At 71.7% G+C, this 22,587-nt stretch carries 21 protein-coding genes; 14 read left to right on the forward strand and 7 right to left on the reverse strand.

Annotated features, from left to right (window positions below):
• Positions 1-18: 18 nt before the first annotated feature.
• Both ABTZ59_RS03865 and ABTZ59_RS03870 read left to right on the forward strand, forming a co-directional pair.
• Complete coding sequence (locus tag ABTZ59_RS03865) at positions 19-771, forward strand: futalosine hydrolase (protein WP_351389829.1); 753 nt, start codon at positions 19-21, stop codon at positions 769-771.
• The gene (locus ABTZ59_RS03870; RefSeq protein WP_351389832.1) at positions 768-1,616 is read left to right on the forward strand and encodes a 1,4-dihydroxy-6-naphtoate synthase; all 849 of its coding nucleotides are present in this window, start codon (positions 768-770) and stop codon (positions 1,614-1,616) included. The genes ABTZ59_RS03865 and ABTZ59_RS03870 overlap by 4 nt, the downstream gene beginning before the upstream one ends.
• A gap of 27 nt (positions 1,617-1,643) precedes the next feature.
• On the opposite strand, the gene ABTZ59_RS03875 is transcribed toward ABTZ59_RS03870, so the two are convergent.
• On the reverse strand, positions 1,644-2,027 hold the full coding sequence (locus ABTZ59_RS03875) for a cold-shock protein (protein WP_308354918.1): 384 nt from the start codon (positions 2,025-2,027) through the stop codon (positions 1,644-1,646).
• Positions 2,028-2,223: 196 nt separating this feature from the next.
• Here ABTZ59_RS03875 and ABTZ59_RS03880 point away from each other — a divergent pair, with 196 nt between their 5' ends.
• The gene (locus ABTZ59_RS03880) at positions 2,224-2,481 is read left to right on the forward strand and encodes a hypothetical protein (protein ID WP_351389840.1); all 258 of its coding nucleotides are present in this window, start codon (positions 2,224-2,226) and stop codon (positions 2,479-2,481) included.
• Here ABTZ59_RS03880 and ABTZ59_RS03885 read toward each other — a convergent pair.
• Complete coding sequence (locus ABTZ59_RS03885) at positions 2,451-3,095, reverse strand: HAD family hydrolase (protein WP_351389843.1); 645 nt, start codon at positions 3,093-3,095, stop codon at positions 2,451-2,453. The genes ABTZ59_RS03880 and ABTZ59_RS03885 overlap by 31 nt on opposite strands.
• 152 nt (positions 3,096-3,247) lie before the next feature.
• Here ABTZ59_RS03885 and ABTZ59_RS03890 point away from each other — a divergent pair, with 152 nt between their 5' ends.
• The 4 genes from ABTZ59_RS03890 (at position 3,248) to ABTZ59_RS03905 (ending at position 7,194) form a co-directional block, all read left to right on the forward strand.
• The gene (locus tag ABTZ59_RS03890; RefSeq protein WP_351389847.1) at positions 3,248-4,282 is read left to right on the forward strand and encodes a FecCD family ABC transporter permease; all 1,035 of its coding nucleotides are present in this window, start codon (positions 3,248-3,250) and stop codon (positions 4,280-4,282) included.
• The gene (locus tag ABTZ59_RS03895; RefSeq protein ID WP_351389849.1) at positions 4,279-5,370 is read left to right on the forward strand and encodes a FecCD family ABC transporter permease; all 1,092 of its coding nucleotides are present in this window, start codon (positions 4,279-4,281) and stop codon (positions 5,368-5,370) included. Before ABTZ59_RS03890 ends, ABTZ59_RS03895 begins: the two co-directional genes overlap by 4 nt.
• Positions 5,367-6,173, forward strand: a complete 807-nt coding sequence (locus ABTZ59_RS03900; RefSeq protein ID WP_351389855.1) for an ABC transporter ATP-binding protein — start codon at positions 5,367-5,369, stop codon at positions 6,171-6,173. Before ABTZ59_RS03895 ends, ABTZ59_RS03900 begins: the two co-directional genes overlap by 4 nt.
• Positions 6,174-6,318: 145 nt before the next feature.
• Positions 6,319-7,194, forward strand: coding sequence for an AraC family transcriptional regulator (locus tag ABTZ59_RS03905; protein ID WP_351389858.1), 876 nt, complete (start codon positions 6,319-6,321; stop codon positions 7,192-7,194).
• 91 nt (positions 7,195-7,285) lie between these two features.
• On the opposite strand, the gene ABTZ59_RS03910 is transcribed toward ABTZ59_RS03905, so the two are convergent.
• A complete protein-coding gene (locus ABTZ59_RS03910) occupies positions 7,286-8,332 on the reverse strand; it encodes a hypothetical protein (protein ID WP_351389861.1) in 1,047 nt (348 codons plus the stop codon).
• A 199-nt stretch (positions 8,333-8,531) separates the two neighbouring features.
• Between ABTZ59_RS03910 and ABTZ59_RS03915 the strand changes: the two genes are divergently transcribed.
• On the forward strand, positions 8,532-11,153 hold the full coding sequence (locus tag ABTZ59_RS03915) for a helicase-associated domain-containing protein (protein WP_503001955.1): 2,622 nt from the start codon (positions 8,532-8,534) through the stop codon (positions 11,151-11,153).
• Between the two features lie 49 nt (positions 11,154-11,202).
• Here the strand turns inward: ABTZ59_RS03915 and ABTZ59_RS03920 are convergent, their stop codons facing one another.
• Complete coding sequence (locus ABTZ59_RS03920; protein ID WP_351389869.1) at positions 11,203-11,772, reverse strand: VanZ family protein; 570 nt, start codon at positions 11,770-11,772, stop codon at positions 11,203-11,205.
• Positions 11,773-12,212: 440 nt separating this feature from the next.
• Here ABTZ59_RS03920 and ABTZ59_RS03925 point away from each other — a divergent pair, with 440 nt between their 5' ends.
• The 5 genes from ABTZ59_RS03925 to ABTZ59_RS03945 all read left to right on the forward strand — a co-directional run bounded on the left by ABTZ59_RS03925 (position 12,213) and on the right by ABTZ59_RS03945 (position 17,507).
• Entirely contained in the window at positions 12,213-13,445 is a 1,233-nt protein-coding gene (locus tag ABTZ59_RS03925; protein ID WP_351389872.1) for a helix-turn-helix domain-containing protein, read from the forward strand.
• Between the two features lie 55 nt (positions 13,446-13,500).
• Complete coding sequence (locus ABTZ59_RS03930; protein ID WP_351389875.1) at positions 13,501-13,941, forward strand: hypothetical protein; 441 nt, start codon at positions 13,501-13,503, stop codon at positions 13,939-13,941.
• A 146-nt stretch (positions 13,942-14,087) separates the two neighbouring features.
• Complete coding sequence (locus ABTZ59_RS03935) at positions 14,088-15,203, forward strand: hypothetical protein (RefSeq protein WP_351390132.1); 1,116 nt, start codon at positions 14,088-14,090, stop codon at positions 15,201-15,203.
• The gene (locus tag ABTZ59_RS03940) at positions 15,200-15,559 is read left to right on the forward strand and encodes an ASCH domain-containing protein (RefSeq protein ID WP_351389878.1); all 360 of its coding nucleotides are present in this window, start codon (positions 15,200-15,202) and stop codon (positions 15,557-15,559) included. The genes ABTZ59_RS03935 and ABTZ59_RS03940 overlap by 4 nt, the downstream gene beginning before the upstream one ends.
• 304 nt (positions 15,560-15,863) lie before the next feature.
• On the forward strand, positions 15,864-17,507 hold the full coding sequence (locus ABTZ59_RS03945) for a DNA repair helicase XPB (RefSeq protein WP_249952150.1): 1,644 nt from the start codon (positions 15,864-15,866) through the stop codon (positions 17,505-17,507).
• Between the two features lie 8 nt (positions 17,508-17,515).
• Here the strand turns inward: ABTZ59_RS03945 and ABTZ59_RS03950 are convergent, their stop codons facing one another.
• Positions 17,516-18,733, reverse strand: a complete 1,218-nt coding sequence (locus ABTZ59_RS03950; RefSeq protein WP_503001959.1) for a glycosyltransferase 87 family protein — start codon at positions 18,731-18,733, stop codon at positions 17,516-17,518.
• 186 nt (positions 18,734-18,919) lie between these two features.
• The gene (locus tag ABTZ59_RS03955) at positions 18,920-19,120 is read right to left on the reverse strand and encodes a hypothetical protein (protein WP_351389886.1); all 201 of its coding nucleotides are present in this window, start codon (positions 19,118-19,120) and stop codon (positions 18,920-18,922) included.
• A 331-nt stretch (positions 19,121-19,451) separates the two neighbouring features.
• Between ABTZ59_RS03955 and ABTZ59_RS03960 the strand changes: the two genes are divergently transcribed.
• The gene (locus tag ABTZ59_RS03960) at positions 19,452-21,569 is read left to right on the forward strand and encodes a HelD family protein (protein WP_503001962.1); all 2,118 of its coding nucleotides are present in this window, start codon (positions 19,452-19,454) and stop codon (positions 21,567-21,569) included.
• Between the two features lie 150 nt (positions 21,570-21,719).
• Here ABTZ59_RS03960 and ABTZ59_RS03965 read toward each other — a convergent pair whose 3' ends face one another.
• Entirely contained in the window at positions 21,720-22,424 is a 705-nt protein-coding gene (locus tag ABTZ59_RS03965; RefSeq protein ID WP_351389891.1) for a copper homeostasis protein CutC, read from the reverse strand.
• Positions 22,425-22,587: the final 163 nt, after the last annotated feature.

Genomic DNA, 22,587 nt, shown 5'->3' on the forward strand with positions numbered 1-22,587 from the left:
CCACTGGAGGCTCCCGCCATGCGTGTACTTGTCGTCACGGCGGTGGCCGCGGAGGCGGACGCCGTCGCCGCGGGCCTCGGCCGGTTCGCGGGCGCCGGTGTCCGGGAGCTGACGGGTGGGTACGAGATGACGACCCACGCGCAGTTCACGCCGAGGCCGGGGTCCGTGCGGATACCGGTGGTGGAGGTCCTGGCGGGCGGCGCGGGACCGGCCGCGGCGGCGGTCGCCACGGCGACGGCGCTGGCGGCCTCCCCGTACGACCCGCCGTACGATCTCGTCATCTCCGCCGGCATCGGCGGCGGCTTCGCGCCCCACGCCCCGCTCGGCTCGCTCGTCGTCGCGGACACGATCATCGCCGCGGATCTGGGCGCCGAGACCCCCGACGGCTATCTGCCGGTCGAGGAGCTGGGTTTCGGCCGTAGCGTCCACCGGCCGCCGGCCGCGCTGACCGCCCGGCTGTCGAAGGTCCTGGACGCCGATCCGCGGGTCGGCTCGGTGCTCGCGCCCGTCCTCACCGTCACCACCGCGACCGGCACGGCCGCCCGTACCGCCGAGCTGACCGCGCGTCATCCGCGCGCCGCCGCCGAGGCGATGGAGGGCTTCGGCGTCGCGGAGGCCGCCGCCGCCCACTCCGTACCGTGCGCCGAGATCCGCGCGATCTCCAACACCGTCGGCCCGCGCGACCGCGCCGGCTGGCGGATCGGCGAGGCGCTGGACGCGCTGCGGTACGCGTTCACGCTGCTCACCCCCGTATTCGAGGAGCCGTCATGACCCCGCAGCCGCTACAGATCGCCTACTCGCCCTGCCCCAACGACACCTTCGTCTTCGAGGCCTGGGCACACGGCAGGGTCACCGGCGCGCCCGACATCGACGTCACGTTCGCGGACATCGACATCACCAACGGCATGGCGGAGCGTGGGGAGTTCGACGTACTGAAGGTCTCGTACGCCGTGCTGCCGTGGGTCCTGGACGAGTACACCCTGCTGCCCTGCGGCGGCGCGCTCGGCCGGGGCTGCGGCCCCCTGGTGCTGACGAAGGAGCCGGGCGCCGATCTGACCGGCGGGACCGTCGCCGTACCGAGCGAGCGCTCCACGGCCTATCTGCTCTTCCGGCTGTGGGCGGCGGATGTGCTCCCCGGCGGGGTCGGCAAGGTCGTCGTGCTGCCCTTCCACGAGATCATGCCCGCGGTACGCGACGGCAAGGTGGACGCCGGACTCGTCATCCACGAGGCGCGCTTCACCTATCAGAACTACGGGCTGCACCGCCTCGCCGACATGGGCGAGCACTGGGAGTCCACGACCGGGCTGCCTATCCCGCTCGGCGCGATCATCGCGAAGCGTTCGCTGGGCACCGAGGTGCTTCAGCTGCTGGCCGGGTCGATCCGCAGGTCGGTACGGATGGCCTGGGACGATCCGGAGACCGCACGGCCGTACGTACTGGCGCACTCCCAGGAGATGGACCCGGCGGTGGCGGACCAGCACATCGGGCTGTACGTCAATGAGTTCACCGCGGATCTGGGCGAGGACGGCTACGCGGCGGTCCGCGGGCTGCTCACCCGCGCCGCGGCCGAGGGGCTCGTACCGCCCCTCGGCCAGAACGCGCTGCGTTTCGTCTGAGCTGTCCGGCCGGCTCACCCGCCCCGGTCACACGTCCAGTTGGTCGGCCACCGCGCGCAGCAGGCCGGCGATCTTCGCGCCCTGCGCCTTGTCGGGGTAGCGCCCGCGCTCCAGCATCGGCGTGATGTTCTCCAGCAGCGTCGTCAGGTCCTGGACGATCGAGGCCAGTTCGTCGGGCTTGCGGCGCTGGGCCGCCGCGACCGAGGGCGTCGGGTCGAGGACCGTCACCGAGAGCGCCTGGTCCCCGCGCTGTCCCGCCACCACACCGAACTCCACGCGCTGGCCTGGCTTGAGCGCGTCGACTCCGGCGGGGAGGACCGACGAGTGCACGAAGACGTCGCCGCCGTCGTCGCGGGAGAGAAAGCCGAAGCCCTTCTCGCTGTTGAACCACTTGACCTTGCCGGTAGGCACGTCTGTCCTCGTCCTCGTACTCGTTGGGGCGCCGGAGGATGTCGACACCCCCTGGCGCGCGCAAAAACGGCTCTGGATAGCACTACAGCGGGTCCATCGACCCGCCACCACCAAGGCTAATGGTCCACAGGCTGGTGACAAGACGTCGCCGGACGGTTCCTGTCCGCTGCTTTCCGCAGGGAACTACCCTGGTGACGTGACTGCTACTCCTGAACCCCGTGCGACGGAAGAGGCCGGACCCGGCGACGGGCTCGTCCGTATCGGCGCGATCGTCTTCATCGTCGGCGCGCTCGCCACCCTGATCACCGTCGCACCGCTGTTCCTCGGCACCGAGCCCTTTCCGTCCATCGCCTACGCCGTCTGCATGCTGATGGGAGTGGGCTTCGTGATCGCCGCCGCGGGGGTGCTGCGCTCGATCGCCGCTCAGCGCCGCCGGGCCAAGCCCGCCGCGTAGCCCTTCAGCCAGGTGGGGAAGGCGGTCAGGTCGGGCAGGATCACCTCGGCTCCCGCGCCGCGCAGCGCCTCCTCGTCGCACGGCCCGGTGGGTACGGCGACGGACAGCGCCTCCGCCGTGTGCGCCCCGCGCACATCACCGATGTGGTCGCCGACGAACACCGACGCGTCGTACTCCCGCAGCGCCTCGCCCTTGGCCTCGGCCCACAGCCAGCCGATCACCGCGTCCGGCTCGATCCGGAGGTGGGTGAGGTGGAGCGCGGCGTTCGGCTGGTGCTTGGCCGTGACGACGATCGCGCGCCCGCCCAGCTCCTGGACGGCGGCGACGGCTTCCCGGGCGCCGGGCATCGCCCGCGTCGGCGGGATCGCGTATGTGGGATAGATCTCCCGGTAGCGGTCGGCCACTTCGGCGACCCGCTCCTCGGGGAACCAGTGCGCCAGCTCCTGTTCGAGCGGCGGCCCGAGCCGGGTGACCGCGAGATCGGCGTCGATCGGGACCCCGGTCTCCGCGGAGAGCGCCTGGTAGACCGCCCGGATCCCGGGCCGTGAGTCGATCAGGGTCATATCGAGGTCGAAGCCGACGGTGAGCGGTCGCCGAGCCGTGAGGGAAGCCATGCGGCCATTGTGCCCAGGCTCCGGGCCGCGGGCAGGCGCGTCGGGCCCCGGCGGATGGCCGGAACCGGGTGCTTAGACTTAGCCAAACCTAACCAGCGCTCGTCCGCCCGCGCCCGCCCCCGTCCGCCCGCCGCACCGTCCGATAGGTTCCGATGCCAGCCGCCGCCCCGCCGATCCACAGCACCAGACACGCCCTGGTCGCCCGCCGTATCGGCTGGACGGCGGCGGCCGTCGTGGCCCTGCTGCTCTCGGTCCTGCTGAGTCTCGCGGTCGGGGCCCGTGCCGTCGCTCCCTCCGCCGTCATCGACGCGCTGCTGCACGGTGGTGGTGGCGACGACGCCGAGGTCGTCCGCCAACTGCGCGTGCCGCGCACGCTGATCGGGCTGATGGTCGGCGCCGCGCTCGCGCTGGCCGGCACCGCGCTCCAGGGCATCACCCGCAACCCGATCGCCGACCCCGGCATCCTCGGCATCAGCCAGGGCTCCTCGGTGGGTGTCGTCCTGGCCATCGCCTTCGCCGGGGTGCACACGCTCTCCGGCTATGTCTGGTACGCGTTCGCGGGCGCGGCGGTGGCGTCGGTGGCGGTGTACGCGATCGCGTCGAGCGGACGTGGTGGCGCGACCCCGGTCAAGCTCGCGCTCGGCGGTGCGGCGATCAACGCGCTGCTGGTGTCCGTGACGACGGGCGTGCTGACGACGAGCGCGGCGACGCTGGACGAGTTCCGCTTCTGGCAGGTGGGCTCGATCGCGGGCCGGGACGCCGAGATCGCCGGTCAGATCTGGCCGTTCCTGCTGCTCGGCACCGTACTGGTGATATCCGTGGCCCGTGGCCTGGACGCCCTGGCCCTCGGCGAGGACGTGGCGAAGGGCCTGGGCCAGAATGTCGCGGCCGTCCGGATCGTCGGCGGCCTCGGCGCGACCGTACTGATCGGAGCGGCGGTCGCGGCGGCGGGACCGATCGCCTTCATAGGGCTCGCCGTTCCGCATATCGCCCGCGCGATCGTCGGCTCGGACCATCGCTGGGTGCTCCCCATGGCGGCCCTGACCGGGCCCGTGATGCTGCTGGTCTCCGATGTCGTCGGGCGCGTCGTGTTTCCGCCGGGCGAGGTCCCGGCGGGCGTGATGACGGCCCTGATCGGGGTGCCGTTCCTGGTCGCTCTCGTACGCCGGAAGGCGGTGCCGGCATGACGACGGCCCTCAAGGAGGCCCCGGAGAGCGTCGCCGGGGCGGGCGGAATACGGCCTGCGGGCTATGCACGGGTACGGATCGGACGCGCCTCGTTCCTGCTGCACCGGCGGGCGGCGGCCGTGGCGCTCGCGCTCGCCGTCGCGCTGGCCGTCGTGTGTGTGGCGTATCTGAGCGTCGGTGAGAGCTTCGTACCACCGTCCGAGGTCCTGAAGGTGCTCCTCGGCCGGCCCTCGTCGAACGAACTCGTGGTCGGCACACTGCGGCTGCCGCGCATGGTGGTCGGGCTGCTGGTCGGGCTCGCGTTCGGGGTCGCGGGCGCGCTGATCCAGACGGTCGCCCGCAATCCGCTCGCCAGCCCCGACATCATCGGCGTCAGCCAGGGCGCGAGCGCGCTCACGGTCGGGGCGATGACCTTCGGCGTCACCTCGTACACCGTCCTCCCGTATCTGTCCGTGGCCGGCGGCATCGTCGCGGCGGCGCTGGTGTACGTGTTCGCCTGGCGCGGCGGGCTGCACGCCACGCGCTTCGTGCTCATCGGCATCGGCTTCGCGATCGCCCTGCGCTCCATCACCACGCTCTTCCTGACCAAGGGCGACTATCTGGTCGCGCAGCAGGCCCAGGTCTGGATGACCGGCTCGCTCAACGGCCGGGGCTGGGACTTCGCCGCGCCGCTCGGCTGGCTGCTGCTCGCGCTGGTGCCCGCGGTGCTGTGGGCGGCGTACGCGCAGCGCACGGTCTCGATGGACGACGACACCGCCACGGCGCTGGGCGTCCGGCTCGGCCGTCTGCGGCTCGGGCTCGCCCTGCTCGGTGTGGTGCTGGCGTCGGTCGCGACGGGCGCGGCGGGTCCGGTGGACTTCGTGGCGCTGCTCGCGCCGCAGATCGCCCGCCGTATGACCCGCACCGCGCAGATCCCGCTGCTGTGTTCGGCGCTGATGGGGGCGGTGATCGTCGTCCTCGCCGATCTGCTGGCCCGCAGGCTGCTGTCGCCGACCGAACTCCCGGTGGGGGTACTGACGGCGGCGGTCGGCGCCCCGTATCTGATCTGGCTGATCGTCCGCGGCCGTACCGCAGGAGGCAAGGCATGAGCAGGCTGACCGCCCGCGAGCTGACGCTCGCGTACGAGGACCGCACGGTCGTCCACGAGCTGGACCTGGCCGTCCCCGACGGGCGGGTGTCGGTCATCGTCGGCCCGAACGCCTGCGGGAAGTCGACGACGCTGCGCGCGCTCGGCCGGCTGCTGAAGCCGCGCGGCGGTGCCGTACTGCTGGACGGTACGGAGCTGGCGCGGATCCCGACCCGGAGGATCGCGCGGTCGATCGGCCTGCTCCCGCAGTCGCCGGCCGCCCCGGAGGCCATCACGGTCGCCGACCTCGTCTCGCGCGGCCGTCAGCCGCACCAGAGCTGGTGGCGGCAGTGGTCGGACGAGGACGAGCGCGCGGTCACGGACGCGATGGAGCGTACGGATGTGGCGGCGCTCGCCGACCGGTCGGTGGACGAACTGTCGGGCGGTCAGCGCCAGCGGGTGTGGATCGCGATGGCGCTCGCGCAGGAGACCGATCTGCTGCTGCTCGACGAGCCGACGACCTTCCTGGACATCGCGCACCAGGTGGAGGTGCTCGATCTGGTCCGCCGCCTCAACCACGACCAGGGCCGTACGGTCGTGATCGTGCTCCATGACCTCAACCAGGCGGCGCGGTACGCGGATCACCTGATCGCGATGAAGGCCGGGCGGATCGTGGCGGAGGGCCGCCCGGCGGAGGTGGTGACGGCGGAGCTGGTACGGGAGGTCTTCGGCCTGGAGTCGGTCGTGGTCCCGGACCCGGTGACGGGGTCGCCGCTGGTGGTGCCGGGCGCGCCGTACCGGCCGGACCCGGCGCGCGCCTCGTAGGCCTCTCGGCGTCCCGCGAACCTCTCGCCCTCCGGCGAACCTCCCGGCCTCCCGCGCGACCCGACAGGACCGGGCACGGATTGCCGGGTCCCGCGGGGTGACCTCTTCCTACCGTGGCTGATCAGTAAGGAAAGGAGGTCCGGTGATGCTGGAACGGCTCAACCAGGCCATGGAGCACATCGAGCGGAACCTCGGTCAGCGAATCGAGATGACCGAACTCGCGCGGATCGCGGTGACGTCGGAGTACCACTTCCGGCGGCTGTTCTCCGCGCTGGCGGGCATGCCGCTCTCCGAGTACATCCGGCGCAGACGGCTCACCGTCGCGGGCGCCGAAGTGCTCGGCGGGGAGCGGACGCTGCTCGATGTCGCGGTGCGCTACGGCTACAGCTCGGGCGAGGCGTTCGCGCGCGCGTTCCGCGCCGTCCATGGCGTCGGTCCCGGCGAGGCCCGGCGGACCGGCGCGGCGCTGCGCTCCCAGCCACGGATGTCCTTTCGCCTCATCGTCGAAGGGAGTACCGACATGCGGTACCGAGTGGTCCAGAAGCCGGAGTTCAGGGTGGTGGGCCCGAAGACACGGGTCCCGCTCGTCCACGAGGGCATGAACCCGGCGATCGTCTCGTTCATCCGGGGGCTCGGCCGGGACACGCTCCGGCGGCTGGAGGAGCTGGGGGAGCTTTCCGGCCAGGAGCCGCGCGGGATCGTCGCCGTCACCGACGACCTCGCCGAGAGCCGCGCCGAGGGCACCGAACTCGACTATCTGCACGGCGTGGTGACCGAGGCCGCCGCGCCCGAGGGGATGGCGACGCTGACGGTCCCGGCGGGGACGTGGGCGGTCTTCGAGAGCTCGGGCGAGTTCCCGCGGGCGCTCCAGTACTTGTGGCGGGACGTCTATACGCAGTGGTTCCCGTCCAACCCGTACCGGAGCGTGCCGGGCCCCGAGATCCTCCGTACCCGGCTGTCGCAGGACGGGACGCGGGCGGACGCGGAGTTGTGGATCCGGGTGGAGCGCGAGGAGGAGTGAGGGGGTGGGGCCCGTACGGGGTTCCCGGACGCTGTTGGTCCAACAGCGTCCGGTTCTCGGTACGGGCCCCGCCCAGTGCTGTGGCCGGGGCTCAGCCGGACCGCTCGCGCCGCGCCCGCCAGACCAGATACAGCGCGGAGGTCACCGCCGCCGTACGGAGCACCACCGGCCAGGTGCCCGACAGCGCGTCGGCCATCCCGTCCTGCGGGATCGCCTCGCCCCAGCGGCCGTCCAGCCGGCCCCAGAGCCAGACCGCACCCCCGGCGGCCGAGATCCCGGGAAGGCCGAGGACCGCCCATTTGGCTTCGGCGCGGGAGAGGGTGCGGGAGACGTACGCGAGAAGCCAGCCGCCGCCCAGGGCCGGCCAGTAACCGAACACCGCTCCGGCGACCAGCAGCGCGGCGGCGAGCAGCAGGAAGGGGTGGGAGAATCCGCCAGCCCGCTTCCCCGCGCCCGCGGCCTTACCCGCGCGGCGTGACAGCCGCGGCCGCCACCGGCGACGGCCGGCGTCCTCCGCCGCCTCTTCGGCCGCGTCCCGCGTCCCGTCCCCGTCTTCGTCCTCGTCCGCCGCGCCCTGCGCCGCCTTGTCGGGCTTCTCCTTGGGCTCCTTCGGCGGTGGCTTGAGTATGTCGGGGATCTCGACCCCGCCCACGAACCCGGGCACCTGTTCCGCCGAGCCCATCGGGCCCGGTTCGATCCGCCACCAGTCGGGCCCCTGGCCACCGGACGGGCCCAGTTCGTCCATCCCCGCCAGGTGCGGCGGTGACGCGGCGGGCAGCGCGGGGGCGGGCGACTCCGACGCCTGCTCCGGGATGACCGGTCTCCTGGCTCCCTTCAGCCGCCGGGTCCGCTGCTCCGGCAGCGCGGTCCGCGGTTCCGGCGCACGGGCGGGGGTGTCGTCGCCCGTGGCGCCCTCGGAAGCGGCCCGTACCACCGCGTCCGGTGTCCCCAGCCGCCCCAGAATGCGGCGTACGGCGGCCGGACTGTCCCCGCCGGCCTTCCCGCGCTGCTTGTCGATCTCGTCGCGCAGCGACGACACCAGCCGCATCCGGTCCCCGGAGGGCAGATGCCGCTGCTGAGCCTCGTCCCCCACCCGGCTCAGATAGTCATAGACCAGCTGATCGCTCTCGATCCCCACACAGTCCTCCGCACAGGCACGCCCGGCAGCCGCCATCACGACGGACAGCCCTGGGCGATCGTGTCGAAGTCACCCCCCGTACGTCCACCCCGTACGTCCGCCTGTACACCCGCCCGTTCATCCGCCCGTTCATCCGCCCGTTCATCCGCCCGTTCATCCGCCCGTTCATCCAGTACGAAGAAGGCGCGGCGGCGCCCCCATGGCCCGGGGGCGCGGGCGGAGCGCCCTTCAGGGGCTAACGTGGAACGGATGGGGACCCGCGAAGCCTGACCAGGAGGCGCACGTGCCAGAAGGAACCGGCGGTACGCCACCGCGTACGCTCGCGGAGGCCCTGCGCGCCCAGGGTGACGGATCGCTCGTCGCGCTCCTGCGTGCCCGCCCCGATCTGCTCAGCCCCGTACCCAGCGACCTCTCGCAGCTCGCGACGCGCGCGGGCACCCGTGCCTCCGTCGTACGGGCGCTGGAACGGCTCGACCGGTTCACGCTCCAGACCGCGGAGGCCCTGGCCGTCGCCGCGGAGCCCGCGCCGTACGACACGCTGCGCGCGCTGCTGACCGGCGACGAGGGCGACCCGGAGATCGAGGCCGCCCTGCCCCGCGCGGTGGCGACGCTGCGCGACCGGGCGCTGATCTGGGGCGCGGACGACCGGCTGCGGCTGGTGCGCACCGCCCGCGAACTGCTCGCTCCCTCTCCCGCCCACCCCTCGCCGACCGGGCTCGGGCCGACGGTCGCCGAGGCCACCGCGGGCATGTCACCGGGCCGGCTCCAGGAGATCCTGACCGCCGCCGGGCTGCCCTCCACCCACGATCCGGTCTCGGCGGTGGCCTCGCTCACCGCGCTGTTCACCGACCGGACGCGGATGGCGGCGCTGCTCGACACCGCCCCCGTCGACGCCCTGTCGGTGCTGGACAGGCTGGTGTGGGGACCGCCGTACGGCGAGGTCACTTCCAGCCCCACCCCGCCCGTGCAGTGGCTGCGCGATCGCGGGCTGCTGCTGCCCGCGACCACCCGTACGGTCGCCCTGCCGCGCGAGGCGGCGCTGCATCTGCGGGCCGGGCGCGCGCACCGTACTCCGGAGCCCGTGGCACCCGCCGTCGCGCCGCGCGCCTCGGACGCGAGCACCGGCGCCCGTCCACAGGTTGTGGACAACACGGCGGCCGGACAGGCGTACACGACGCTCGCCACCATCGAGGAACTGGCCAAGGACTGGAACGAGGGCGGCCCGAACGTCCTGCGGGCAGGCGGTCTGTCCGTACGCGACCTGAAGCGCACCGCCACCGCCCTGGACGTCGCCGAGCCCGTCGCCGCCTTCTGGGTCGAACTCGCCTACGCGGCAGGGCTGTTGGCGGCCGACGGCGAAGCCGACGAACGGTACGCGCCGACGCCCGCCTACGACGACTGGCAGGAACTGCCCGCCCCGGAACGGTGGGCCCGGCTCGCCACGGCCTGGCTGACGGCCACCCGCACGCCCGGTCTGGTCGGCAGCCAGGACTCCAAGGGCCGTACGCTCGCCGCGCTCGGCCCCGATCTGGACCGCGGCGCCGCGCCGGAGGTACGGCGCCGGATCCTCGGCCTGCTCGCCACCCTCCCCGAGGGCACGGCCCCCGACCCCGAGTCGCTGCTCGCCAGGCTGCGCTGGGAACGCCCCCTGCGCGGCGCGTCAGGCGCCGGACGCGCCGACGATCTGCGCACGCGGCTGGCGGCCTGGACCCTCAACGAGGCGGAGATGCTGGGCATCACGGGCCGGGGAGCGCTCTCGTCGCACGCCCGGGCCCTCCTGGCACCGGACGGCGAACACACCGACGAGGACACCCTCACGCCCGGTGAACTGGCCGCGGCGGGCCGGCGGGCCGCCCGCGCCCTGGCACCGCTCCTCCCCGAACCCCTCGACCATGTCCTCCTCCAGGCCGACCTCACCGCCGTGGCGCCCGGCCCCCTCCTGCGCCCCCTCGCCGAACTGCTCGCCATCGCCGCCGATGTCGAGTCGAAGGGCGGGGCGACCGTCTACCGCTTCACGCCCGGCTCCGTACGCCGCGCCCTGGACGCCGGACAGTCGGCCTCCGACCTGCACGACTTCCTCAGGAACCACAGCCGTACGCCCGTCCCCCAGCCGCTCGCGTACCTCATCGACGACGTGGCCCGTAAGCACGGCCACCTCCGCGTCGGCGCGGCCTCCGCGTACGTACGCTGCGACGACGAGGCCGTACTCGACGAGATCCTGGCGGACAAGCGCTCCCAGGGCCTGCGGCTGCGCCGCCTCGCCCCGACCGTGCTGGCCGCCCACGCGGACGCGGTCACCCTGCTCGACGGGCTGCGCGTCATGGGCTTCGCACCGGCCGCCGAGTCGGCCGAGGGCGACGTGATGATCACCCGCGCGCACGCCCACCGCACCCCGCCCAGAACGGCCCCCGCCCCGGTCCCGGACGGACCTCCCACCCCTGACACGGCGCTGCTCAGCGCGGCGGTGAGAGCGATCCGCGCGGGCGATCTGGCCGCCACAGTCGTCCACAAACCGGTCCCGGAACCCTCCGGCTCCGGCTCCGCCGCCCTGGCCTCCGCCGCGGCCGCCGCCAGAAACGGCGCACTCCCCCGCACCACCTCCGCCGAAACCCTCGCCACGGTCCAGGCCGCCGCCATGACCGGCTCGGCGGTCTGGATCGGCTACGTCAACGCGGACGGCGCGGCCAGCCAACGCGTCATCGCCCCGGTACGGGTGGAGGGCGGCTACGTCACGGGCTACGACCACACGGCGGACGAGGTCCGCACCTACCCCTTGCACCGCATCACGGGAGTGGCGGAACTGGCCGACGACCCGGCCTAGGAAGGGGATCACCGGGCACCGGCAGCGCGACACGGCGCCCGGCGCCCCCTCAGCGTCGCCGGAGCCTGCCAAGCCTCGCGCGCCACCCCTGGGAAGCGGCACGCTTTGGCGCCGACTTCCGCCCGGCGCCGGACGCACCCGCACCCGCACCGGCCCTCGCGCCCGGCGCGCCCGCCGCGCCGCCCGCGCCCAACGCGTGGAAGCGCCGTCCGATCACCCTCCCCACCAGCGCATACGCGATCACCGCCCCGCTCGTGTTCAGAATCACGTCGTCCACATCGAACGCCCGCCCCCGTACCACCGCACCCTGCGCCAGCTCCACCAGCACCATCACCACCACAGTCAGCGCCACCACCCGCACCATCCGCAGCCTGGGCGGCACGAGCACCGGAAGGATCAGCCCGAAAGGCGCCCCCATCAGCAGATTGCCGCCGATCTGCTTGCACGCGGCGAGGAAGGTGTAGTCCTGCGCGTACTGCCTCAACGAGTGCCCCGGGCTGAGATTGGCCCCCGCGATCTCCTCGGATGCCGGGGACGGTGTCAGCGTCAGTTCGGCCAGCACCGCGGCGAACCCGGTCAGGGCGACCAACGCCACCGTCATGATGAGAACACGCAACACGGCGCGCCCCCACGGGATACCGGTACCCCCTGGAACAGCCTTCGCCGGCTTGGGTCTTTCCGTCTCCGCGGTCATAGTCCCCGGATGCCCCCGCCCGCCCCGGATACGCGGCCCGGCCCGGATACGCGCCCGCTGGTGACCCAGTCCTGCTCAGATGCGGGCATCCTCCCCATCTGCCGGTCATGGCGCCTCCTGCCGAGCCTGAACCCATCTGGACTCACATCAGCTGGACTCTTCTGGGCTCACCTCAGACACGCTTCTCCCCCTCCTCCGGCACGCACCGCCGGTACCGTACAAGCATGAGACGGACTTCCTGACCCGTACCACTGCACATGCGCCAAGCGGCCTGGGTACCGTCAAGGCAGAAGTCCCGAAGGATGGAGCACGATGTCTCGCCGCCCGCTGGAATGCCGGCGCCTCACGCCTAGGTGGCCGCGCTGATGCTGGAAGAAGCCGAAGAGATCGGCCGTCGCGCACGTCGCGCACGGCTCCGCCTCGGCATGCCGCAAGCCGACCTGGCTGCCGCCCTGGGCAAGACACAGGGCTGGGTGTCCAAGATGGAACGCGGGCACATCGAACTCGACCGTGTCGGCCTGCTCAACCTGCTCGCCTCGGAACTGCACGTACACCCGAACGACCTGATCGGGCGTCCGTACAACAGCACCACCCCGGCCGAGAATCAGTGGCAGGTGTCTGCCGCCGCGATCATGCGTGAGCTGCGCCGTTACGACCTGGCTCCCGTCTTCGACGGAACTCCCCGCCCAGCCAGTCAGCTATGGCAGGAAACCACCCGCCTGCATCGCCTCCGCGACGCTGCCGCGAACGTGGCGATCGTGCGGGTACTCCCCGACCTGTTCCGCGAGGCGCGCGCCCTGGCCGAAGTCGCCACCGGCCACGAGCAGGAAGAGGCGTACGCCATCTACGCGGTGTGCTGCAAGTTCGCGCACACCGCCGCGCACGCCCTTGGACACCCGGAACTGGTCGCCATGGCGTGCGAACGGGCCGCATGGTCTGCGCGGCTGTCCGGCGACCCGGTGATGCCTGCCGTCGCCGATTGGATGCGCGTGTGGGACATGTGGGCCACGGCGGACTGGAACGACTCTGTTGCCCTGTCCGACAAGGCGATTCGCAGCGTGCAGCGGGACTACGACCGCGGTGAGCCGTTGGCCGTGCGGGCGTGGGGGTCACTGCAAATGCGCGCGGCAGTCTCGGCGGCGCGGGGTGGCCGTAAGGCCGAAGCGAAGGATCGCATCAAGCACGCACGGAGCGCGGCCAAGCGGATGGCTGAGGCCGCCGGCCCTCCGATCTACGACCGCCACAGTCTGACCTTCTCGCCGGGCAACGTGCAGATCCATGCGATCAGCGTCGCTCTGGAGATGCATGAGCAACGTGAGGCGCTGTCGATAAACCGGCGCACGAGCAAGGAGTTGATCGCGTCTCTTCCCAACTCCCGTCAGGGCCACCACCACATGGACCTTGCCCGCGCGTGGCTGTGGGACGGGAACCGCGACAAGGCGCTGAAGGAGCTGGAGAAAGCCGAGGTCATCGCTCCCCAGCTCGTTCGGAACCACCCCGTCGCCCGGTCAACCCTGCGCAGCATCGTGTACGCCGAGCGGGCGAGCACCCGTGAGAACCTGCGTCGCATGTCAGACCGCTTCCACCTCGACGGGTAGCGGTCGTATTCCTGCGGTTCATATTGGGCCCCGAGCACCCACCTAGCTTCGGGGCATGGCCGAACGAACCTCGCGGCAACTCTCCGCGTCCCGGACCGTTTTGAGCGCAGGCAGCCCATTCCATCCCCGCCTCGGCGACCTCGCCATCGATCTGGCCAAGGCGGGGACGATCGGGGTCGTCGTCGCGCTGCCAAGCGACAGCTCGGCGTCCTACCAGCTCCGTCCGCCTGGCGGCGGCGTGGACTGGCGCGCAAGGTCCGACGGAAGCACCCTGCGCCCCGTGCGGGTTCCGGTCACGCACGTCACGCCTGTTCGGCGGGACGCCGTGTACGACCCCCGTGCGCAGCAGGCCGCCATGGCGGTCACCGTCCACTACGAGGACGGAGGCACCTGTGAGTCGATGCTCGTCCTCACCCCCGCGCAACTGGAGCTGTACTACAGCCAGCTCGGCCGCATGATCGAGGCGAGGGAATCAGCCCAGGATCGTCGGCGGTGAGCCCGGACGTGCTGATGCTCGCCCCACCGTACGAGCAAGCCCTCCGCGCCATCGCCGCAGGCCGCCACGCCATCGCAGCTCCACCGCTGAACGCACACCCGCCGCTCTGCGGCGCTGTCCTGCCCATCTACCGAGGGGAAGACGCGGTGACCATCTATCCCGTATCGCCGAACACCGTGCTGGCCAACGCGCTGACGAGTGCCGAGGACCTGCTGAGGCCGCACATCGCCGAGGTGGCTCCGGAGCGCATCGTGTTCGTGGTGGGAACGCAGATCAACGGAGCGCCGCACGTCGGCACGTCCCTGGTTCAGTCGCTCACGTTCGCCACGGCGGCCCGCATCCGGGACAGGTTCGGCGTACCGGCGGAAGTCCAGTTCAGCGCACTCGACAACGCCCCGTACGCCATCGCCACCGACAAGGAGACCGGTCACCGCTACCAGCGTGCCTACGCGCACGCCCTGAGCGAGGCGGGCATCGCTGACCAGGTCGACAAGCTGTACCGGCCGCTGTTCAACGCGCTGTCCGAGCGCCTGGACGTGTCGTACTCGGTCGAGACCTACAGCCAGCAGCAGGCGGGCGAGCACTTCCGCCGTACCTGGCTGCGTCTGCTGCCCCGTCTGGACGCTGCCCGCTGGCATCTGTCTCCGTCGTCCGGCGTGCCACACGTTCGCGTCCCCTGCCCGCGTCCGGGATGCGGGTGGGCCGAGAAGCACGCCGAGCGAACTCGCGTCCGTGACGACGGTTTCGAGCGGGCAACCATCTCGGCTGTATGCCTGCACCACGGCGCATACGAGGTTGGCATCGAGCCCGCGGCCGGTGGATACCTCGACCTCGCCACGCTGTACCGCAATCTCGTCAAGGAACTGGCCATCGCCGGGGCGCGCGGCACCCTGTACGTCATGGTCAAGGGCAGCGACTGGATGCCCGGCTGTCTGCTCGTCGACGGCGCCCTACAGGCTGTGGGCCTCACTCGCGGACAGATGACCGCCCGACTCTTCTGCCCCCAGGTGGTCACGGACACGGGGGCGAAGCTGTCCAAGTCGCTCATCCGCGAGGGGCGCGCACCCTTGCCAGACGGTGCGGCCCCGTGGATGCTCGACACTCGCGAGTGGCCAGGCTCGTCGGCAGAGTACGTCGATCGCCTCCTCGGTCTGACCGACGTGTTACTCGCCGACCCACGCCATTTCTTCCGCTCGTACTCGGCCGGTGAAATCGGTCGGCTCATGTCCACTGAAACAGCAAGGAGCGTTCCCGCCCCATGACGGAGACTGCCGCCGCGCGCGTCCGCGAACTGAACCTCTACCGCCGTTACTTCGACCTCGTCGCCGCCGGTGAGAAGACGATCGAGGTGCGAGTGAAGTACCCCCACCTCGAAGACCTGGCCGCCGGAGACTTCATCCGCTTCCGCATCAAGGCCACCGAAGAGACGTGTGACGTCCTGGTGAAGCGGGTCACGGAGTACGAGACGTTCGAGGAACTGCTCGACGGGGAGGGTCCGGCGAACGTCAACCCCGCCTCCTCCCGTGCGCAGCAGCTCGCCAACATCCGCGATATCTACCCGGCGGAGAAGGAAGCGCTCGGCGCGCTCGCCATCGAGATCGAGCTGCCACCGCGGTAAGCCCGCCGCGCTGTCCCCGCTTCCCCGAGGGGACCGCTCGCGGCCTCCTGGCGCCCGCCGCTCCTGCCCGTGCCGCAGGCGGCGGATGCCCTGGACAGCTCCGCTGCGCCGGGTCCGTGGTTGGTCACAGGGCCATGCGCGCGAGGAGCCCGAGACATCGATGTCTCGTCCCCGGATGCCCCCGCCCGCCCCGGATACGCGCCCGCCGGTCCCGTTCCGGGGAAGATGCGCGACACTGGTCATTTGGCCACTGGTCATGCGGCCGTGCAGAGCCATCCAGAGCCACCCCGAAAGGCAGCCGCGCGTGAACGGACCCCTTATCGTCCAGAGCGACAAGACCCTGTTGCTCGAAGTCGACCACGAGCAGGCCGACGCCTGCCGCCGCGCCATCGCGCCCTTCGCCGAGCTGGAGCGTGCCCCCGAGCACATCCATACCTACCGGCTGACGCCGCTCGGGCTGTGGAACGCCCGCGCCGCCGGGCATGACGCCGAGCAGGTGGTCGACGCGCTCGTGGAGTACTCCCGGTATCCCGTGCCGCACGCGCTGCTCGTCGATGTCGCCGAGACGATGGCCCGCTACGGCCGGCTGACTCTCTCCAAGCACCCTTCCCACGGCCTGGTCCTGACTTCCACGGACCGTCCCGTGCTGGAGGAGATCCTTCGCTCCAAGAAGGTCCAGCCGCTGGTCGGCAACCGCATCGATCCGGACACCGTCGCCGTTCACCCCTCGGAGCGCGGCCAGATCAAGCAGACGCTCCTCAAGCTGGGCTGGCCGGCCGAGGACCTCGCCGGTTATGTCGACGGCGAGGCGCACGCCATCGAGCTGGACGAGACGGGCTGGGCGCTGCGTCCGTATCAGCGGCAGGCCGTCGAGGGGTTCTGGCACGGCGGCTCGGGTGTGGTCGTGCTGCCCTGTGGCGCGGGAAAGACGCTGGTGGGGGCCGGTGCCATGGCCGAGGCCAAGGCGACGACGCTGATTCTGGTGACCAATACCGTCTCGGCCCGCCAGTGGAAGCACGAGCTGGTGAAGCGGACCTCGCTGACCGAGGACGAGATCGGCGAGTACAGCGGTACGAAGAAGGAGATCCGCCCGGTCACGATCGCCACGTACCAGGTGCTGACCACCCGCCGTAAGGGCATCTATCCGCACCTGGAGCTGTTCGACTCGCGTGACTGGGGCCTGGTCATCTACGACGAGGTGCATCTGCTGCCCGCGCCCGTCTTCAAGTTCACCGCCGACCTCCAGGCCCGGCGCCGCCTCGGGCTGACGGCGACGCTCGTACGGGAGGACGGCCGCGAGTCGGACGTCTTCTCGCTCATCGGGCCGAAGCGGTTCGACGCGCCGTGGAAGGAGATCGAGGCGCAGGGCTATATCGCGCCCGCGGACTGTGTCGAGGTACGGGTCAATCTGACCGACAGCGAGCGGCTGGCGTACGCGACGGCCGAGACGGAGGAGAAGTACCGCTTCTGCGCGACGACCGCGACGAAGCGGAAGGTGACGGAGGCGCTGGTGCGCAAGCACCGGGGCGAGCAGACGCTTGTCATCGGCCAGTACATCGACCAGCTCGACGAGCTGGGCGAACATCTGGACGCCCCCGTCATCAAGGGCGAGACCAGCAACGCGCAGCGCGAGAAGCTCTTCGAGGCGTTCCGGCAGGGCGAGATCTCGGTGCTGGTCGTGTCGAAGGTCGCGAACTTCTCGATCGATCTGCCGGAGGCGACGGTCGCGATCCAGGTCTCGGGTACGTTCGGCTCCCGCCAGGAGGAGGCCCAGCGCCTTGGCCGGGTCCTGCGTCCGAAGGCGGACGGCCACGAGGCCCGCTTCTACTCGGTCGTCGCGCGCGACACCATCGACCAGGACTTCGCGGCGCACCGTCAGCGGTTCCTGGCGGAGCAGGGCTACGCGTACCGGATCGTGGACGCGGACGAACTCCTCGCGGAGAGCTGAGCCCGTACTCACCCCGTACCCGCCGTCGTACTCACCCCCGAACCGGCCTCCGCGCGCTGCACCGGCAGGACGAGGGCGGAGCCCTCCCTGCCCGCGCCCGGGCCCGTGCGCCATGCCGCGAACGCCAGCAGCCCCAGCGCGAACAGCGCGTACGGCGACGACGGCACCTGCTGCCACCATGGCAGCCGGAGGTCCAGATCGCCGTCGTGCGGCACCAGCCAGAAGCTGCGCGCCGTCCAGACCACCCCGACCGCCGCCGCCGTACGGAACCGGCGCTCCGCGATCAGCACCGCGAGCAGCGGTACACACCACACCCAGTGGTGCGACCAGCTGATCGGCGACACGAGCAGCGCGGTCAGCGCCGTGACCAGTACGCCCCAGGTCTCCAGCCCGGCCCCCACGACGGCCCGCCGGGCGATCCACAGTCCTGCGACGGCCGTCAGCCCGGCGGCCACCGCCCACACCGCGCCCGGCTCCGGGGTGTGCAGCAGGCGCCCCAGCATCCCTTGCAGTGACTGGTTGTCGACGATCCACGCCTTGCCGACCCGGCCGGTCTCGAAAACGCGTGTCGTCCAGAACTCGCCGCTCGCCTGGGGCAGTACGAGCGCGCCGAGCAGCACCGTGCCGGTGAAGGAGGCCAGGGCGATCAGTCCGGACCGTACGCGCCCGGTCACCAGCAGATACACGATGAAGACGGCCGGAGTCAGCTTGATGCCCGCCGCGACACCGAGGGCGAATCCCTTGCCGAGCGCGTGCTCGGGTCTGGACAGGTCCCAGAGAACGAGACAGGCGAGTACGAGGTTGATCTGTCCGAAGAGGACGGTCTGGAAGACGGGTTCGAGCCAGAGCCCGACGGCGACGGCGGCCAGCAGCGGTACGGGACCGGCGGGCATCCCCGCGAACCGCCAGGACAGCCTTACGAGGAGCGCCAGCAGCGCGGCGTTGCCGATGACGAAGACGACCTTGAGGGCGTCGACGGGCAGCCAGGTGGTGGGTACGAAGAGAATCGCGGCGAACGGCGGGTAGGTGGCGGGCAGTTGCCATTCGGTGACCGTGAACCCGTAGAGATCGGTGCCGTGGACGACGGCAGCGCCTTCCGCGCGGTAGACGAGCGTGTCGGCCATGGGAATGCGCCGCGCGACGCAGAGAGTCGCGAGTGCGGCCAGCGACAGGGCGAGCGCGCCCACTGCGGCGAGTGAACGGGGCGTCACGGTCCGGTATGTCACGGCCGCGACCCTAGTGGATCAGAGGCGTTACTCAGGAGCGCGGCGGGACGGGGCGGCGCGTGGTTGGCGCGATAAGGATCACCGGCGTTCGATACGGCTCAACGGTGCTCATCGTTCAGTGGTGCTCGTCGTTCAGCGGTGCTCTTCGTTCAGCGATGCTCGTCATTCAGGGATGCTCGTCACTGTTCAGCGGCGGCGCTTGATACCCGCCTCCTCCGAGTACTCCCCGAGGACCGCCACGCTGAACGCGGTGCTCACGAAGACCTTGACGGCGCGCAGCGCGTTGCCGACGTAGTGGGCGTGGTGGGGAACGGAGCCCGTGGCGGTCGCGCCGGGGAGCGGCGAACCGTGCGGGGCATGGGCCGGGGTGAAAGTCGCGGTACTCATACATCCATGATGGGCACGCCCGCCGGGTGAGTCATCGCCCTCGGGTTTGAGCCTCGTGCGGGGCCAGGTACGCCCAGGGTCGAACGGCCTCCCCTACGGGATGGAGGCGGCGGATGGCCCGGAAGACGGACGCCGCCGAAAATCATTCGCCTCCCCGTCACCCGCTGGCTACAATCGCCCACCTTGCCCGCCTCCCTCGCGGAGCGCCGTCGTCCGGACGGAAACCGGACGGCCGACCGCCATGACGTGATCCACGCCGAACGGCCACCGCCGCCCGTCGCCCGACGGGACGCGGCCCGTCGGCCTGCGTAAAGCCCCCGGAGGCACCACTGTGTCCGCGCACGCCCCTGACGACCTCGACGACCTCACCCCGGATCCCCTCGGTCCCACCGGTCCCACCGGTCCCACCGATCCGCTGGCGAGGGAACGCGCCCATCTCGCCGCCTCCCGCTCCGCCCTGCGCGCCATGCGCGAGGACGTCCAGGCGCTGGACATCCGCGACGTGACCGCGAACTGGGTCAACGCCGCCGTCCTGGAGGCCCAGATCGCGGACCGCATCAAGGCGCTCGCCGATCTCGCCCACACCCCGCTCTTCTTCGGCCGCCTCGACTATCTGCACCCGGTGGGCGCGGACGAGGCCGAGGGCGGCGAGGGGGAACGCTTCTATATCGGCCGGCGCCATGTCCACGACGCCGAGGGCGATCCCATGGTCATCGACTGGCGCGCCCCCGCCTCCCAGCCGTTCTACCGGGCCTCCAAGAAGGACCCGATGGACGTCGGGCTGCGCCGCCGCTTCGGCTACACGGCCGGCGACATCACCGCGTACGAGGACGAGCACCTCTCGGACCCGGCCGAGACCGAGCTCTCCAGCAAGCTTCTCCAGGCCGAGATCGAACGGCCGCGCGTCGGCCCCATGCGCGACATCGTCGCGACGATCCAGCCCGAGCAGGACGAGATCGTACGGAGCGGGCTCGGCGGCACCGTCTGCGTCCAGGGCGGCCCCGGCACCGGCAAGACCGCCGTCGGGCTGCACCGGGTCGCGTATCTGCTGTACGCGCACCGCGAGCGGCTGGCCCGTACCGGCACGCTGATCATCGGCCCGAACGCCTCCTTCCTCCACTACATCGAGCAAGTCCTGCCCGCACTGGGCGAGTTGGACGTGAAGCAGGCGACGGTGGACGATCTGGTCGCCTCGGTGGACGTACGCGGCACGGACTCCGCGCCCGCCGCCGTCGTCAAGGGCGACGCCCGCATGGCCGACATCCTCCGACGCGCCGTACGGTCCCATGTCACGCCGCCGACCGAACCGGTCGTGGTGGTACGCGGCTCGCGCCGGTGGCGGATCCCGGTGTACGAACTCGAAGAGATGGTCGAGCAGTTGCTCGCCCGCGACATGCGGTACGGCGCGGCGCGCGAAGCCCTTCCACAGCGGATCGCGCACGCCGTGCTCGTACGGATGGAGGAGGCGGGGGAGGCGCCCGACGACCGGGTGCAGGACGCGGTGGCCCGCAACCCGGCGGTGAAGGCGGCGGTCAAGGCCATCTGGCCACCGGTCGAACCGGCGAAGCTGGTGCTGCGGCTGCTCTCCGACCCGGAGTTCCTGGCCGCGCACGCGGAGGGCGTCCTCACGCCTGACGAGCGGAAGACGATCCTGTGGGCGAAGCCGGTGCGAAGCGTGAAGTCGGCGAAGTGGTCCGCGGCGGACGCGGTGCTGATCGACGAGGCGGCCGATCTGATCGCCCGTACCCACTCGCTGGGCCATGTGGTGCTCGACGAGGCGCAGGACCTGTCGCCCATGCAGTACCGCGCGGTGGGCCGCCGCTGCTCGACCGGCTCGGCGACGGTACTGGGCGATCTGGCGCAGGGGACGACGCCGTGGGCGACGGCGAGTTGGACCGACGCGCTGCGGCACCTGGGCAAGACGGACGCGGTGGTGGAGGAGCTGACGGCGGGTTTCCGGGTGCCGCGCGAGGTGATCGCGTACGCGTCGAGACTGCTGCCGTCGATCGCACTGGGGCTGACGGAGGTGGCGTCGGTACGGGAGTCGCCGGGCTCGCTCTCGGTACGGCCGGTCCCGACGGGGCCGGCGGGTCTCGACGAGGCCGTCGTCGCGGCCTGCGTGGAGTCGCTGACGCACGAGGGCTCGACGGGTCTGATCGCGGCGGACGCCCGTATCCCGGCGCTGCGTGAGGCGCTGGCGGCGGCGGGGCTGGCGTATCTCTCGCCGGGCGAGGAGACGACGGCCGAGGCCCGGCTGACTCTGGTCCCGGCGTCCCTCGCGAAGGGTCTGGAGTACGACTACGTGGTCCTGGACGAGCCGGCGGCGGTGGTCGACGGCGAACCGGACGAACGGACGGGGCTGCGGCGGCTGTATGTGGCGTTGACGAGGGCGGTGTCGGGGCTGATCGTGCTGCACGCGACAGGGTTGCCGGGGGAGTTGTCGCTGTAAGGGGTGCGCCTCCGGCGGTGCGGTGCGCCTCCGGCGGGCGCGGGGCGTCTCCGGCGGGCGCGGGGGCGGGCGCGGGGCGCGGTGGTGGTGGGTGGTACCGGGCGCCGGGACCTACGCACCGCCCCGGACCCGCGCCCCGGACAACGCCGCCTACGCGTCAAGCACCTCGCGCCATCCCCGTACCGCCCCCGGTGACACCGACCCCGCCCAGCCCCCCGGCCGCGCCGCGCCGCCGATGTGGAACGCGTCCACCCCCGCCGCCACCAGCACCCCCAGGTGGTCCAGCCGCAGCCCGCCGCCGACCATCAGCCGCGCCCCGTACCCCGGCTCGCCCCGCGCCCCGGCCGCCGCCTCCGTCAGCAGCGTCGGCAGCCCGGCATCCACGCCCGTCGCCGAGCCCGCCGTGAGGTACGTGTCCAGGCCCGGCAGATCCGCCAGCCGCTTACGGAGCGCGTTCCGGTCGGCCGCGCGGTCGATCGCCCGGTGGAAGGTCCACCGGCAGCCGTCCAGCTCGGCGATCAGGCGTTCCACCGTCACCAGGTCCGGCACCCCGGCCACGTCGAGGAAGCCGAGGACGAACTCGTCCGCGCCCTCGGCCCGCAGTCCCCGTGCCACCTCGACCAGGGCGTCCGCGCCTTCCGGCTCGCCCACCGTGAAGCCGTCGGCCAGCCGCAGCATCACCCTCAGCGGGATGTCGACGGCGGCCCGGATCTTCGCGAAGGTCTCGCGGGGTGGGGTCAGCCCGTCCGCCGCCATGTCGGTGACGAGTTCAAGGCGGTCCGCGCCTCCGTTCCGGGCGGCGACCGCGTCCTCCGCGTCGAGAGCGATCACCTCCAGGAGTGCACGCTTACTCATGGGACCTCATTCATAGGTATGCAGGCGGATCGAGGACATGACTGGACAGGACCCCGCTATAGGTCTAGTCCAATATGCAAGCCTACGGGGCACCCCCGTCCGCGCGCATCAGCACATCCGGGGAATGCCTTGCATCAGATACCCCATGGGGGTATACATAAGG

This window comes from Streptomyces sp. NPDC094034 (genome assembly GCF_040303865.1).
Lineage (GTDB): Bacteria > Actinomycetota > Actinomycetes > Streptomycetales > Streptomycetaceae > Streptomyces.

Coding starts and splice junctions, on each gene's coding strand:
- ABTZ59_RS03865 (WP_351389829.1), top strand. CDS start 19: ATGCGTGTACTTGTCGTCACGGCGGTGGCCGCGGAGGCGGACGCCGTC.
- ABTZ59_RS03870 (WP_351389832.1), top strand. CDS start 768: ATGACCCCGCAGCCGCTACAGATCGCCTACTCGCCCTGCCCCAACGAC.
- ABTZ59_RS03885 (WP_351389843.1), bottom strand. CDS start 3,095: ATGGCTTCCCTCACGGCTCGGCGACCGCTCACCGTCGGCTTCGACCTC.
- ABTZ59_RS03890 (WP_351389847.1), top strand. CDS start 3,248: ATGCCAGCCGCCGCCCCGCCGATCCACAGCACCAGACACGCCCTGGTC.
- ABTZ59_RS03895 (WP_351389849.1), top strand. CDS start 4,279: ATGACGACGGCCCTCAAGGAGGCCCCGGAGAGCGTCGCCGGGGCGGGC.
- ABTZ59_RS03900 (WP_351389855.1), top strand. CDS start 5,367: ATGAGCAGGCTGACCGCCCGCGAGCTGACGCTCGCGTACGAGGACCGC.
- ABTZ59_RS03905 (WP_351389858.1), top strand. CDS start 6,319: ATGCTGGAACGGCTCAACCAGGCCATGGAGCACATCGAGCGGAACCTC.
- ABTZ59_RS03915 (WP_503001955.1), top strand. CDS start 8,532: ATGGCCCGGGGGCGCGGGCGGAGCGCCCTTCAGGGGCTAACGTGGAAC.
- ABTZ59_RS03925 (WP_351389872.1), top strand. CDS start 12,213: ATGCTGGAAGAAGCCGAAGAGATCGGCCGTCGCGCACGTCGCGCACGG.
- ABTZ59_RS03930 (WP_351389875.1), top strand. CDS start 13,501: ATGGCCGAACGAACCTCGCGGCAACTCTCCGCGTCCCGGACCGTTTTG.
- ABTZ59_RS03940 (WP_351389878.1), top strand. CDS start 15,200: ATGACGGAGACTGCCGCCGCGCGCGTCCGCGAACTGAACCTCTACCGC.
- ABTZ59_RS03955 (WP_351389886.1), bottom strand. CDS start 19,120: ATGAGTACCGCGACTTTCACCCCGGCCCATGCCCCGCACGGTTCGCCG.
- ABTZ59_RS03965 (WP_351389891.1), bottom strand. CDS start 22,424: ATGAGTAAGCGTGCACTCCTGGAGGTGATCGCTCTCGACGCGGAGGAC.